Origin of the sequence: Larkinella soli, assembly GCF_003703975.1 — a bacterium.
Taxonomy (GTDB): Bacteria; Bacteroidota; Bacteroidia; order Cytophagales; family Spirosomataceae; genus Larkinella; species Larkinella soli.
Genome location: NZ_QTJY01000002.1, coordinates 642256 through 656173, shown reverse-complemented (window position 1 = coordinate 656173; position 13918 = coordinate 642256). Strand labels below are relative to the sequence as shown.

Genomic DNA, 13918 nt, shown 5'->3' with positions numbered 1-13918 from the left:
TTGAATTTGGACAATGTCCTAAACCGGCTACTTTTGGAGAAACAAGAAACGAAATGAACATGGTCTATCCACACACGATTCAGAATTGCCAGGGAGAAAAAATTACCTTCCTCGGCGTCGAGCCCGGGCCGGAAGGAGAGAAAGTCCTGGTTGAAAACTGGGTGAAGCCCCGGTCCGGCCCGCCGATGCACACCCATTTTCGTCAGGATGAAGGGCTGACGGTGGTCAGCGGGAAGATGGGTTACCAGGTACAGGGCCAGGAGGTGCAGTACGCCGGAGTCGGCGAAGAGGTGGTGTTCCGGCGCGGGGTGCCGCACCGGTTCTGGAACGCCGGCGAGGAGCCGCTGACCTGCCGGGGCTGGATTCAGCCCGCCAACAGCATCGTCTATTTTCTTTCGGGAATCTATGCGGCCCAGAACAAATCCGGGAGCGAAAAGCCCGAAGCCTTCGATGCCGCCTTTCTGATGACGCGCTACGCCCGCGAATACGATATGGCCGAAATACCGGTCCTGGTCAAGAAGGTGGTCTTACCCATCACGTACTGGATCGGGCGGTTGCTGGGCAAATACCGGCACTTCGCCGACGCCCCGGCCCCGTTGAAGTAATTCCGTTCCCGCCGGTGACCGGGCCGCGCGTCGGAGCCTACAGAATGTAAAATTCATCCGGTTTGACCGGCTCGGGAACCTCCTTCTCACCCAGCAGCTGCCGGATATTGATGTCGATGGTGCGGGCAATGGCCGTCACGGATACGTCGCTGGGGCGGTTGCGGAAGGGGTCCTGAAGGTGCAGGGCGCTTTTTTCGATCAGGAAAAAACCGGCTGAAATGGCCAGCAGAAGCGGTATTTCAAAAATCATCTGCACATTCTTCAGCGAAATGGAAAGCGAAACCACAAAAAGGTAGATGATGAAGTGCAGAAAGTGGCGGTAGGTGGAGGGAAATACGGTCCCGTTGATGCGTTCGGCCTTACCCATCGAGTCGCAGAACCGCACCAGCGTCTGGTCCAGCTGGACGTGCCGGAAGACGTCGATGGCGCTGCTCTGCCGGAGGTTCCGGATGTCTCCGGCGTTCAGCTGCAGAATGGCCAGCGGTTTGTTGACATGGCCGGAGATGGCCGTCCGGTCGGTTTCCGACAGCAGCGGCCCGATGCCTTCCACCGGGTCCTGACCCCGCAGCGACTGGCCGAGCGAGTAACACCAGGCAATCTGACGATAGGCCAGCTTCCGGATGACGGCAGGATCGCCGTCGTCCAGAAAAGACTGGAGCTGAATCACGAAACTCCGGGAATCATTGACGATGGCTCCCCACACTTTCCGGGCCTCCCACCAGCGGTCATACGACTGGTTCATCTTGAACGACAGCAGAATGGAGATGGCCGTACCGAGGAAGGTGGGGATGGTCAGCGGCATTTCCGGCAAGTAGCCCCGGAAGAAAACGGTCAGGAGATTCGTGATCAACCCGATCAGGAGCACAATGAGGAGGTCGACCTTTACCTTATTGAAGATATAGGCAAAGGAGATCTTTCGGTCTAATAACATGGAAACGGGCGGTTTACGGAAATAACCCGGGCCTGTCCGGGATTGTTTGGGCCGCACGACCCGGCCGGACCGCGATCCCGGAAGAAGGCCCCATCCACCCTATAAATACCGAAATTCGCCAGTCAGCAACGGAATCTGAATAATTCGGCCGGAATCCTGTTCCCGGACCAGGATCGGGCGGCCCGTCAACTGCGCATACCGCTGCCGGAGGTTTTCCGCCAACACCGGCTTCTCCCCCAATTCCCGCCAGCTAACCGTCAGATAGGGGCCTTCCGCCCGTAGGCAGGAAGGCGAGCCGCCTTCCCCGGTTTCGTCCCCTTCCGAGCCCAGGGTTACCTTCATCACCGTCGGCTCCGGACCCGGCCGGTAGCCCGGCAGGATCATCGTTTCCAGCAGGGATTGAAGGGTGAACGGTAGAAGCCGGAAGGCGTCGGTCCCCACCTCGGCGGACCGATGCAGCCGCAGGGAGTGGAATCCGTGGACCTGCAACAAAAAGACCAACGAGCGGGTGTAGGCCATTTCTTCCCCTAAAGCTACCGGCTCCTCCGTCCACCGGCCGGTCCGGTAGCCGGTTACCCGGCGCAGGTGCCCGAGATAGTCCGGGGCAGGGGCGGGGCGGAAGACGGAACAGGGCGGCTTCATGGTTAATCAGTTTTTGTTAAACCTACCGAAAAAGGTAGGATATTTGCGTTTTTGTTCCGCCATCCTCCTTTGGGAGCGAAAACGGAATAGTTAGTTCAGTAGAATTGTGAGAAAACGAATTAAAAGGAGGTACCGCATTGCCCGGTATGTCATCTACCGACAGACCATTCTCAAACCCGCCGATCATTTCTGGACTTTCCTGGGCGCCTTCCTCTCCATCGCCTTAATCGGCCAGTGGCAGCAGCTGCGCTTCACGCGGCCGGACGACATTTTCCTGATCGGCTCGTTCGGAGCCTCCTGCGTTCTGATTTTCGGTTCGACGCACAGCCCGCTGGCCCAACCCAGAAATCTGGTGGGCGGCCACCTGTTAGGCTCTCTGGTGGGGGTCGCCGTGTATAAACTAATCCCGGACCAGCTCTGGCTTTCTTCGGCTCTGGCCGTATCGCTGTCCATCGTCGGGATGCAGATCACCAAAACCATGCACCCGCCGGCCGGGGCTACGGCGCTGATTGCCAACATCGGGTCCGAGAAAATCAAAAGCCTGGGGTTCGGCTATACGCTCTCTCCGGTGATGAGCGGGGTGTTTATCCTGCTGCTGGTGGCTCTGGTCGTCAACAACATTCCGAAAAACCGCTCCTATCCCGAGCGTTCGCTTCCCTGGAAGAGACGCTCCATGCGCCGGCGGCCTCAGCCCGGCCCCGCAGACCGCCGACCGTACGGCCGAGCCGGCGGAAACGACCGCTGAGTGAAGCATGTAAAGGTGGATGTACCCCGTACCCGACCACTGGTGTATTTCTGCTACCGGTGGTGGACCGGGTCGGTTACCTTGCCGCTCCGATCGGTTTGCGCATATTCACACATGAAGGAGATTTTGTATACCATCAGCATGGCCAACCTGCTGTTCTTCGGCGTGGTCCTGGGGGCCGTCCGGCAGGGAAACTGGAAGGCCAACCGCTGGCTGGCGGCTTTTTTTCTCATCGGCGCCCTGCTGCTGTTGCAGGCCATTCTCGAATACCACGGCTATTACCGGACCCACCCGGCGCTCATCGAGGTGTTCATGCCGCTGCTTTTCCTCTGGGGCACCACCTATTATTTTTACATCCGGTCGCTGACCCGGGAAGACCGGCCTTTCCGGAAGGCCGACCTGCTGCACGGGCTTCCGGCCCTGTTCTGCCTGGTGCAGTACCTGCCGCTGTATACGGCTGCCGACAGCGAAAAACTCGCTTATCTACACCGTCTGATGAACGACCAGCCGACGGACTACGACCACATGATGGGCCTGAGCCTGCTCCATTTCGTCACCTATCTGCTGCTCGGCTTCCGGCTCGTTCAGCGCCACCAGGTCCGCGTCAGGGCGTATTTTTCAGGTTCGCTCGAAAAGCGGAATCTCTCCTGGCTCCGGCGGCTGAACTATGGGCTGCTCCTGGTCTGGCTGCTGTGGGCCAATTTTCACGGCAACGAACTCTTTCCGGACTATATTCCGGTATTTCCTATTCTCCAGACCCTGACACCGCTGCTGCTGATCGGCATCCTTTTTTCACTGGGGTATTATGCCGTTCGCCAGAACACGATCTTTTCAGGGGCGGAGCCTCCGGTTCCTCAGCAAACCGCCGATGAGCCGGTGCCGCGGGTGCCCCGGCCTTCCGGGCTGCCCGATCCGCAGCGGCAGGAACTGAAGCAGCGGCTGATCCACCGCATGGAGGAAGGGAAGGCCTACCGGAACGGCGACCTGACCCTGCCCGAACTGGCCGAGCAACTCGGTACCTCGACCAATATTCTGTCGGATCTGATCAACAATGACCTCGGACAAAACTTCTACGACTTCGTCAATCGCTACCGGGTCGAAGCGTGTAAAGTCCTGTTAACCGACCCGAAATACGACCGCTTCACGATTCTGGCGGTGGCCTATGAAGCGGGATTCAACTCCAAGTCTACTTTTCATAAGGCTTTCAGGGAGGCCACCGGCCTGTCGCCCGGTCAGTTTCGAAAAGAAAATCGAAAAGTTTGTCTGTCTGTATAGATACGGACGACCGGAAAGGCCCGAAAACGGATGTTTGTGCCCTAATCAAACAACGATTCCATGGCCGCAAAGTATTTCGCAGTCGGCGTGTTCTGCCTGCTCAGTCTGTCTGCCCGAAGTCAGTACGCCCCGCCCGCTCCCGGGCAAACCCACCTGCTTTCCGTGGAAGCGGGCTATGATTACAGTCTGGTCGCCGTCAACCTCCGGTATGGCTTTCACTTCCCGCGTTTACGCTCCGCGCCGTTCGTCGAACTGACCCAGAATACCGCCCTGCCGGGCCTGAACAACACCCGGGTCCAACTCGGTCTGCGGTCGTGGCAGGGGAGCGCCGGGCGGTTCATCCTACCCTGGCAGATCGCCCTGCAGGGCGTCAGAGCCGTCAACCCGGCGGCCCGGTTTCATGGGGTCGGGGCTGTGGCCGAACTGAACCCGGGCCTGTTGTTCAATCGGTTCGGCGCGGGCCTCAACCTGAGCTACAATCCGCTGTTTGCGACCCACATTACCCATTCGGCGACGTTCCGGCGGGATGTCTACACCGGGGTGAGAGACGGCTGGTACCGGCAATCGGCCACTAACCTGCGCGCCGGCGCTTACCTGTTGTATCTACCTGATCGTCACAAAAGCCTGGAACTGAATCTGAAAGCCGGCTACCAGACCAGCGGGTCACTGGACGACCTGCTTCCTCCTTACTATTTCCTGATTGGCGTAAACAAACGATTCTAATGAAAAAAGCCTGTTTCATGGCGCTGCTGGCCCTGGCGGCCTGTCAAAGCCTCGATCCCGCCCAGCCGGGCAACCTCGTCGCCCGAACGGTGGACGAAGACCCTTCCCTGCCGTCGGTGACCCTGTCCGGCACCCGTCTGCATGTTCAGACTTATGGAGACCCGAAAAAAACCAAAGTTTTTGTACTGGAAGGCGGCCCCGGCGACGATTTCCGGTCGCTGCTGCCGCTCAACCAGGCAGTCGACGGCTGGTCGTTACCGGCTAATTATCAGGTTGTTTATCACGACTACCGGGGTTGCGGGCTGTCGCGCCGGCACCCGATGTCGGAGCTGACGATGGCCCAGTCGCTCGGGGATCTGGAAGAGCTGATCGACCGGCTGGCGCCCGGAGAGCCGGTCGTTCTGGTGGGGCATTCCCACGGCGGAAAAGTCGCCGTTCAGTACGTCAACCAGCACCCGGAGCGGGTGAAAGGGCTGGTGCTGCTCGAACCGGGTTCCTTTTCATCCGAAATCGTGAAAAACACGCCGTCGAGTGCCAGCCTCAACTACTTCGGGGCCGACGTCAACCGGATTCTCTGGGCCAAACAGCTCATCGGCATGGGAAACCACCAGCAGGCGGATTATGTATACGACCTGGCTAAACTAAACCAGCAGAATGCCGGTCGCGGGGAAGACTGCCCGCCGGTTTACTACCGCTCCGGGACGGCGGCCGTCATCGCCATTGCGCTGGGGGAGGTGGAGAACGGCACGTATGACTTCACCACGAACCTGAGCCGGTTTACCAAACCGGTGCTGTTCATCAGCAGCGAATTCACGGACGACATCGGCTACGCCTTTCAGGAAAAATACCATGTCGGCTATTTCAGGCAGCATGAACATGTAAAGATTCCGGGAACCGGCCACGAGGGCATCGTCAACTGCAAAGCCGCCGAAAGCCTCCGGCACATCCGGCGGTATCTATCGCAGGTGCCCTGAAGCCGGGTGGTATTATGGTCTGATAATCAATGCTTTGCGGTTATTATCCGGCTTCAGGTCGATCAGCAGGTGATGGGGGTCGATGCCGGCCTGGTCGGGCCGGCGCGGCACCTTCACCCGGATCGTCTGCCGGCCGGAGCGGATGCGGTGCTTCCGGAGATAGAGCGGCCCGGCCGGATCACCGGTTTTGCCGTCGGCGAATACGCCTACCTCCACCCACTCGTTCATCGGCACCGTGGTTTCGACGCCTGCGCTGTCGTACTCCATCTTGCGGGCCTGCACCTCCAGCGTCACCTCCCAGGTCCCGGCCGGGGTTTGCCGGGCACCGGCTCCAGCGGTTTCAAGTTCCCAGAACGTGTTGGTCTCGAACCAGTCGTGCAGCAGATACCGCAGGGAGTCGGGGGTCTCGGTCTTCAGTTCGGCATACAGGTCGAGCGTGGTGGCCAGGGGGGCGTTCTTCGGCTGATGCTTCTCCCTCAGCTGCCGCAGCGCCCGGTTGACCCTCTCATCACCGATATACTGGCTCAGCGCGTACAGCGCGAAGGGGCCCCGGCGGTAGGAAAGGTACGGGTCGAGCGCCCGGAGCAACGGTTCGCCCCGGCGGATGGCCGGGTAGGGGTACGGCTGCCGCAGGTAGTCCCGCAGGAGCCGGAGCGCATCGGGTCCCTTCGCATATTCCACGAGCTTCATTCCCAAATACCAGGCAAGGCTCTCGGACATCACCGGCGCTCCCTCGACCGTTGCCGCAGGAACCGGCCACTGGTGGCCCATCTCGTGGGCCACGATGGCAAACGGGTGATCGTGGCTCCCGGGGCCCTGCTCCGGGTTCCAGGCCGTGAAGCCCTCCCCGTGGGTGATCATTCCCGCTTCGGCGTGCATCCCGGTACCGTTTCCCGGCCGTTCGACGACGCTCAGAAAGTTGTACCCGTAGGGGCCGAACTCCCGGCTGTAATAGTCGAAGCAGGCCCGGATGCTGCGGGCCATGCGTTCCAGATGCGCCGTGTGCTTCGGATGATGGAAAATCCGGATCGCGACCCGCTTTTGCCCGGCACCGGTCGTGGCGGAGTCCGCCCGGGTGGCCGGCGTCCACACCATGTCATGGACGGCGTAGCCGGCGGAGAAAAACTCCCACACACCGCCGATTGGGTGATGGGTGGCATAGTGAAAGTGACGTCGTTCCCCGGAGCCTGCCGAAGCCTGCCTCCAGGTCCGGCGGAGCGCCCCGGGCGCGACGGCCACCTGATCCTTTTCCGTGCCGATCACGACTTCGAGCGTGGTGCCCTCGCCCCGCCTTTTCCGCGCTTCAAGGTCGTAGAGCGACGCAATGAGCGGGCGGGAAGTGAGTTCGTAGGTTCGCCGGTCGGCGGGGGTCAGCAGTTCGCGGCTGCTCTCATAACCGATCCCCGGCAGCAGGGCGTTCGTAAAGTTCGTGCCGTTTGCTTGCACCGGCCCATCGGCCCCGTTTTCCCGGAATCCGTGGGGCCCGGCATGAACCCGGAAGCCGAGCCGCAGGGAGTCGCCGGGCCGGAGCGGATTCCTCAGCGCATAGATCCGGTGGTGTAATTTTTCATCGGCCAGAACGCAGGTGGCGGCCCGGTCGAATTGCAGGGTTCCGGTTTCAACGCCGGGTGCCGTCGTCAGGTGGATGGAGTCGATGGCGGTTCTGCTGCGGTTGACAAGGCGGTAGCTGCCCCGAATGATTACGGCCTGTCGTTCCGGGTAAATTTCGATGTTGAGCCGGGCCGCCGTGAGGGCGGGTTGTGGCTGATCCGCATACCGCCCGTAGCGCCGTTCATACCCGGCGGCCCGTTCTTTCAGGTCGGCGGGGGTGAGGTATTCGTTCAGCAGGTTCGTGTTATAGAAGATGAAGCCGCCCAGCGCGAGGATAAGCGTCACGGCCACACCGGCCGTCCGGAGCGTCGGACCCGTCAGCCGGCGCCGGGCGATGCGAAGGCGCAGACCGGGGTTCTTCTCGGGGCCGCGCGTCCGGAAGAGAACCGCCCCCACCGCCAGCAGAACCGCCCAGGCGGCCCAGTAGAGCCGAAACCACAGCCAGGGTTCGATGGACGAGCCGAAGCCGCGGATTTCCGTGTAGGACCACCCCGGTCCGGCCCCGTAGATGAGCAGGTTATGCTCGACTCCGAACAGGGAAGCGAGTGCAATGAACACGAAGGCGAGGACCGCCACCAGATGGCCCAAATACTTGTGGTCCACGATCACATGGACGGCGAGGCCGAGTACCCCAAAGAGGAAAAAGTCCGTAAACTGAAGCCCGAACAGAGTTTTCAGGTAGAGTCCGATTTCGTAGTCGTGGTAACCCCGGATGGTCTGGGCCATCATCCCGGAGATGGCCTGGAGAGCCAGGAACAGGGCCAGGACCAGCCCGAGACCGGCCAGCTTCCCAAGAAAAGGCGGCCACTCCGTACCCGGCATGGCGTCGGTGATTTCGCCCAGGCCGGCATCACGCTCCCGCCAGACCAGTTCTCCCGCAAAAAACACCAGCAGGAACGGAATAACCACCCAGCGGCTCTGCTCATCGGCCATCGAGCCGGTCAGCAGGGCGACCACCCGCGCGGTGGTGGGAACGAGCGGGACGCCGTTGGATTCCGTCTGGTCGAGTATCATGACGACGGTCAGGAGAGGAATCAGCGCCAGCATGGCCAGCCCGGCCCAACTGGTGGCGATGGCCCGGAACGATTTCCGGGCTATGGCAAGCGTCTGGCGGGCATGGAGGGAGAAGCCCGAAGCCCGGGAAACCGGCCGGGCGGACAACGCCGGTGGGGCCGTAGCGCCGGAACCGGCCGGTGGTATGGGAGAGGAGGCTTTTTGGGAGCGGACTCTAAACCGGCTCCACCAGGAACCTCCGGTCCGGTGGGCGAAACGGAAGCTCAGGTAGGTAAGCCCAACGACCACCAGCGCAATGCCGAGCCACAGGACGCGGTTGGTGAGCAAAATGCCCTCCAGCTGCATCACCCGGCGGTTTTTTTCGATGGGCGTCCACAGATGCGCCATATCCTCGACGACGAAGCGGATGCCGATCGGGTCGAGCAGGGTGCCGAGGCCCCGTCTGAACAGCACGAAAGACGCGACAAAGAAGCCCATGAAAACCAGCAGGAAACTGCCGAAGTAGGCCGCCATGGGGCGGCCACTCCGGGAAGCGAGCCAGAACTGGACGGCCGTACCCGTGAAGGCATTCGGGAGCGAAATGATGGCGTAGGCGCCGAGAAAGGCAGCCGGCCGGAACGGGCCGATCAGTTCGGGATCGACGCCCGGCAGGTAAACGCCCAGCAGAATACCCGCCTGCACGGCCAGCAGGAGCAGGGCGTTGAGGACAAAAGCCGCCACGAACCGCCCGCCCAGATAGTCCCTCTTGCGGATGGGAGCGGTGTAGAGGAGGGGATACAGGCCGGTTGCCACATCGCGTGCGGCCGCATCTCCGGCCACGGCCGCGGCCGTCACCAGCCAGACCAGACTGCCGAATACCGTGGTTTTGGCGACGCCGAACGGCGAGTTCAGGTAGAATTCGGAATACAGCACTTCCGACACGGAACCGTCGCGCGTCATCAGAAAATCGAGAACGATCAGCACGGCGACGATCAGCCAGATCCAGGGCCGACGTACCTGATAACCGAATTCGAAGCGAAAGATTTCCCAAAACTTCATAACCGTGCCTCCTTTTCCGGCCCGCCGGTTTTCGGGGGAAGATGCCCCGCCATGGCGCTGAAGTAGACGTCTTCCAGGTCCGGCGGAACAGGTTCAAAACCGGCGGGTGCATCTTCACTGTACACATGGACCACCGTGCGGCCCCCAAGCAGTTTGGTCGAGATGATCGAATGGTCCCGCTCCAGGCCGGCGAGAGCGCTTTTCTCCACCACCCGGCGCCAGATTCGCCCGCGCAGCGCTTCCACCGCCTTCAACGGCTCGGCTTCCTGCAGAATCCGGCCCTGATGGATGATTGCCATGCGGGTGCAAAGTTCCGAGACATCGGCCACGATATGGGTGGAAAGGATAACCACGCTCTGCTCGCCCAGCTCGCTCAGCAGATTCAGGAAGCGCACCCGTTCGGCCGGGTCCAGGCCCGCGGTCGGTTCGTCGACGATCATCAGCTTCGGGTTTCCGAGCAGAGCCACGGCCACGCCGAAGCGCTGCTTCATCCCGCCCGAAAAACCACCCAGCTTTTGCCGGCGGACGTCCCACAGGTTGGTTTGACGCAGCAGGGTTTCGACCACGGTCTTCCGGGCGGATCGGGTCGTAATGCCCTTCAGGACGGCAAAGTGATCCAGCAGCTCCCCGGCCCTGGCCTTCGGGTAAACGCCGAATTCCTGGGGCAGATAACCGAGGGTTTCCCGCACTTTATCCTTCTGATGGAGTACGTCGATTTCTCCGAGCTGAATGCGGCCTTCGTCCGGCTCCTGGAGCGTGGCAAGAATCCGCATCAGGGTCGATTTGCCGGCTCCGTTGGGTCCGAGCAGGCCATACATCCCGCCGGGAATGCTCAGCGTCACGTTCTTCAGGGCCTGAACGCCGTTGGAATAGGTTTTGGAAAGACCGGAAATTTCTAAGGTCATGGGTCAGTCGCCGAATAGGACTTTGGAAAAGTTCGAATAGGCTAAATAAAGTACTTTGTAATCCAAAGTAAAGGCGGAAAATTCAATTATTCAAGCGGGTTCGGAATTTTTGAGAAGGTGGGGTGACCGGGATGGCTCTTGCGGATAAATCTGCTTCTAATTGAACAGGTTAAGGATGGCCTTTTTACGGGTGATCACGAGTCGGCCTCCCGGTAGGCGGCCCGGCGTTGGAGGCAGCGGTCAACGGCCGTTCAGGTTTGTCCATGGACCGGTAGGTGTAGGAGACCGTAAAACCCGCCGAATCGGACGGCATCTGAGTCGGATTGACTGGCCCGAGTGGTAAAATATAGTCCGTATCGAGCCGGATCCGCTTCGTTTCGACGAGCAGCAACTGATACAGATGATCGGCCGCAGATTCAAAACCGGCCCCTCCGGTGGAATACCGCAGATGGTATGGTCAGCAGGGGAAGCAGATAATTTCTCATTCAAAGGGGGCAAGGCTCACCGGAACAACGGATTCCAGTCACGACCCAACCTATTGAAACGCTTAAAAACTATCCCTTTCGACCGGCATGACGGGCAATTCGGGCAAAACCGCCTACACTTTTTCAGGAATTTTTTCGTCAAAGTTTGGAAGTAGCTTTTCGTTACCTAATTTTGCAATCCCTACTAATTCAGTAGAATTAATGTACTAATAATCTATCTATTACCCGGAGTAACCGGTATTTTATCAACCACCACCGACCGTCAGGTCCAATTCGTATGATTCGTACATTACGCCTGCCAGTACTTCTTGCCACCTTTCTTTTTGGGTATCTGAACAGTTTGGCTCAGCAGCCCCCCGTCATCAATGCGACCATCACCGGCAAGGTCATCGACGCCCGCACGGGAAAAAATCTCATCGGGGCCACGGTCCAGATCAAAGGGACGACCAACGGCTCTTCTACCAACCAGAATGGACAGTTTACGCTGATTACGGGACAAAAGCCTCCGTTTGCCGTCCTGGTATCGTATATCGGATACCGGACCCTGGAAACCGTCCTGTCCGAGGAAGGAGCCGAAATCCGGCTTGAAGAAGCCGCCAATGAACTGGCCGACATCACCATCACCTCCCGGCGCCGGCAGGAGTCGGCCCAGGACGTGCCCATCCCCATTTCGGTATTGCGCGGACCCGTCGTGGAAGATGCCGGGGCCTTCAACGTCAATCGGATCAAGGAGATTATCCCTTCCGTACAGTTGTACTCCTCCAACCCCCGCAACACCACGCTCAACGTCCGTGGTCTGGGTTCCACCTTCGGCCTGACCAACGACGGGATCGATCCAGGCGTCGGCTTCTATGTGGACGGGGTGTATTTCGCCCGCCCGGCGGCTACCGCTCTGGATTTTGTGGACATCGAGCAGATCGAGGTGCTGCGCGGCCCGCAGGGAACGCTGTTTGGTAAGAATACGACCGCCGGGGCCTTCAACATCACTACGCGGGCGCCCAGTTTCGTGCCGGGAGCCTCGTTCGAACTCAGCTACGGCAACTACAACTATATCCAGGCCAAAGCGTCGCTGACGGGTCCGCTAAGCAAAAAACTGGCGGCCCGGCTGTCGTTTTCCGGCACCCAGCGCAACGGAACGCTCACCAACATCCGGACCAATCAGCGGGTCAATTCGCTCAATAACCTCGGTTTCCGCGGGCAACTGCTCTACACGCCCAGCGATCGGGTCAGAATCACCTTCATCGGGGATTATACGGACCAGAAGCCGAACGGGTACGCGGTGGTGTTCGCCGGCGTGGTGCCGACTAAGCGGGCCGCCTACCGGCAGTTCAACAACATCATCGCCGATCTGGGCTACAAGGTTCCCTCGACCGATCCCTTCGATCGGATCATCGACCACGATACACCCTCCAGGGCCGATAACCAGCTGGGCGGTGCTTCGGTCAATGCCGACATCAAAATCGGAGGGGGCACCCTGACGTCCACGACCGCCTGGCGCTACTGGGTCTGGGGGCCGCTGAACGACCGGGACTACATCGGCCTGCCGGTATTTACGATCTCGGCCGGTAACTCCAAGCACGACCAGTGGTCGCAGGAAATCCGGTATGCCGGAAACATCACTTCCCGGCTGAGCGGGGTGGTGGGCGTGTTCGGGTTGTGGCAGGATCTGAAGTCCGACCCCGTGCAGACGGAAGAAGCCGGTTCGGCCCAGTGGCGTTTCGCCCAAAGCTCGACCAGCGCCCTTTGGAAAACGCCCGGTCTGTTCGACAACTTCGGCATCCGCACCACCAACCGGCTTCGAAGCACCAGTGCCGCCGTATTCGGTCAGGTCGACTGGACCATTAGCGACCGCCTGCACGTGCTGCCCGGCATCCGGTATAACTACGACAAGAAAATTGCCAACTACAAGCGGGAGACTTACGGTGGTCTGCAAACGACGGATGCGGCCCTGCTGGCTCTGAAAAATGGGGTGTATACCAACCAGGCGTTCGACACGGAAGTGGACGAAACGAATTTTTCAGGACAGGTAACCCTGCAATACAAGGCCAGCCAGCGCATCAACGCCTTCGGGACCTACTCGATCAGTTACAAGCCGGTGGGCATCAACATCGGCGGTCTGCCCACCAGCAGCGGGCGGGTGATGCTGGAACTGGCCCGGGTAAAACCCGAATCCGTGACCCATTTCGAGTTTGGAGCCAAGACCCGGCCGTCGGCCAATTCCATCCTGAACGTGGTGTTCCACAATTCGGACATCAAGGACTACCAGACCCAGGTCCAGACACCGGAGCCGGGCGTGAACCGGGGTTACCTGGCCAACGCCGAAAAAGTGCGGGTATGGGGGGTTGAAGTGGACGGAAACATCCGGTTCAGCAATGCCTTCTCGCTGTACGGCTCGGTGGCCTACACCGATGCCAAATACGTGAAGTTCACCAACGCGCCCGTCCCGCTGGAAGAAACGGGCGGGGAGCAGGCCTTCAAGGATATTTCCGGGGGCGATCTGCCCGGTGTTTCCCGTTGGGCCGGATCGTTCGGTGGCGAGGTGAGCGGGGGCGGGAAGTTCCTGGCGCAGGACGGCCGGTTTTTCCTGGCCCTGGATAACTACTTCCGTTCTTCGTTCTCTTCCAGTCCGTCGCCTTCAAAATACCTGAACATCGACGGCTACGCCCTCGTCAACGCGCGGGTGGGCTTCCGGGCTTCGAACGGCACCTCGGTCATCCTGTGGAGCCGGAACCTGCTCAATCAGAACTACTTCGAGCAGCTGCTGCCCGCCCCGGGCAATGCCGGCCACTACGGGGCCGTCCTGGGCGATCCGCGTACTTACGGCGTTACCTTACGGTATTCGTTCTGATTGCTCCTTCGGAATCAGGGATGCTGGCCCACCGGCTACCGTCAGAACAGAGAAAAACAGCCCGAACGTATGGCGTTCGGGCTGTTTTTCTTCTGCCTCCCGTCCTGAGAATGTCGGCCTGA

The 13918-nt window shown here is 60.2% G+C and carries 10 protein-coding genes; 6 read left to right on the top strand and 4 right to left on the bottom strand.

The window, feature by feature from the left end:
• Positions 1–59 precede the first annotated feature (59 nt).
• Positions 60–605, top strand: a complete 546-nt coding sequence (locus DX909_RS08945; RefSeq protein WP_229310995.1) for a cupin domain-containing protein — start codon at positions 60–62, stop codon at positions 603–605.
• A 37-nt stretch (positions 606–642) separates the two neighbouring features.
• Here the strand turns inward: DX909_RS08945 and DX909_RS08940 are convergent, their stop codons facing one another.
• Together DX909_RS08940 and DX909_RS08935 are read right to left on the bottom strand one after the other, a co-directional pair.
• Positions 643–1536 (bottom strand): bestrophin family protein, encoded by an 894-nt coding sequence (locus DX909_RS08940; protein ID WP_128544795.1) that lies wholly within the window; start codon positions 1534–1536, stop codon positions 643–645.
• Between the two features lie 99 nt (positions 1537–1635).
• Positions 1636–2178, bottom strand: coding sequence for a hypothetical protein (locus DX909_RS08935; RefSeq protein WP_128544794.1), 543 nt, complete (start codon positions 2176–2178; stop codon positions 1636–1638).
• Between the two features lie 103 nt (positions 2179–2281).
• Between DX909_RS08935 and DX909_RS08930 the strand changes: the two genes are divergently transcribed.
• The 4 genes from DX909_RS08930 to DX909_RS08915 all read left to right on the top strand — a co-directional run bounded on the left by DX909_RS08930 (position 2282) and on the right by DX909_RS08915 (position 5895).
• The gene (locus tag DX909_RS08930; protein ID WP_128544793.1) at positions 2282–2923 is read left to right on the top strand and encodes an HPP family protein; all 642 of its coding nucleotides are present in this window, start codon (positions 2282–2284) and stop codon (positions 2921–2923) included.
• 114 nt (positions 2924–3037) lie between these two features.
• Positions 3038–4198 (top strand): helix-turn-helix domain-containing protein, encoded by a 1161-nt coding sequence (locus DX909_RS08925; protein WP_128544792.1) that lies wholly within the window; start codon positions 3038–3040, stop codon positions 4196–4198.
• A gap of 60 nt (positions 4199–4258) precedes the next feature.
• Entirely contained in the window at positions 4259–4921 is a 663-nt protein-coding gene (locus tag DX909_RS08920; RefSeq protein WP_128544791.1) for a hypothetical protein, read from the top strand.
• Positions 4921–5895, top strand: coding sequence for an alpha/beta fold hydrolase (locus tag DX909_RS08915; RefSeq protein WP_128544790.1), 975 nt, complete (start codon positions 4921–4923; stop codon positions 5893–5895). The genes DX909_RS08920 and DX909_RS08915 overlap by 1 nt, the downstream gene beginning before the upstream one ends.
• Before the next feature lie 12 nt (positions 5896–5907).
• Here the strand turns inward: DX909_RS08915 and DX909_RS08910 are convergent, their stop codons facing one another.
• Together DX909_RS08910 and DX909_RS08905 are read right to left on the bottom strand one after the other, a co-directional pair.
• The gene (locus tag DX909_RS08910; RefSeq protein ID WP_128544789.1) at positions 5908–9558 is read right to left on the bottom strand and encodes a hypothetical protein; all 3651 of its coding nucleotides are present in this window, start codon (positions 9556–9558) and stop codon (positions 5908–5910) included.
• The gene (locus tag DX909_RS08905; RefSeq protein ID WP_128544788.1) at positions 9555–10463 is read right to left on the bottom strand and encodes an ABC transporter ATP-binding protein; all 909 of its coding nucleotides are present in this window, start codon (positions 10461–10463) and stop codon (positions 9555–9557) included. The genes DX909_RS08910 and DX909_RS08905 overlap by 4 nt, the downstream gene beginning before the upstream one ends.
• A 762-nt stretch (positions 10464–11225) precedes the next feature.
• Between DX909_RS08905 and DX909_RS08900 the strand changes: the two genes are divergently transcribed.
• Entirely contained in the window at positions 11226–13796 is a 2571-nt protein-coding gene (locus DX909_RS08900) for a TonB-dependent receptor (RefSeq protein WP_128544787.1), read from the top strand.
• Positions 13797–13918: the final 122 nt, after the last annotated feature.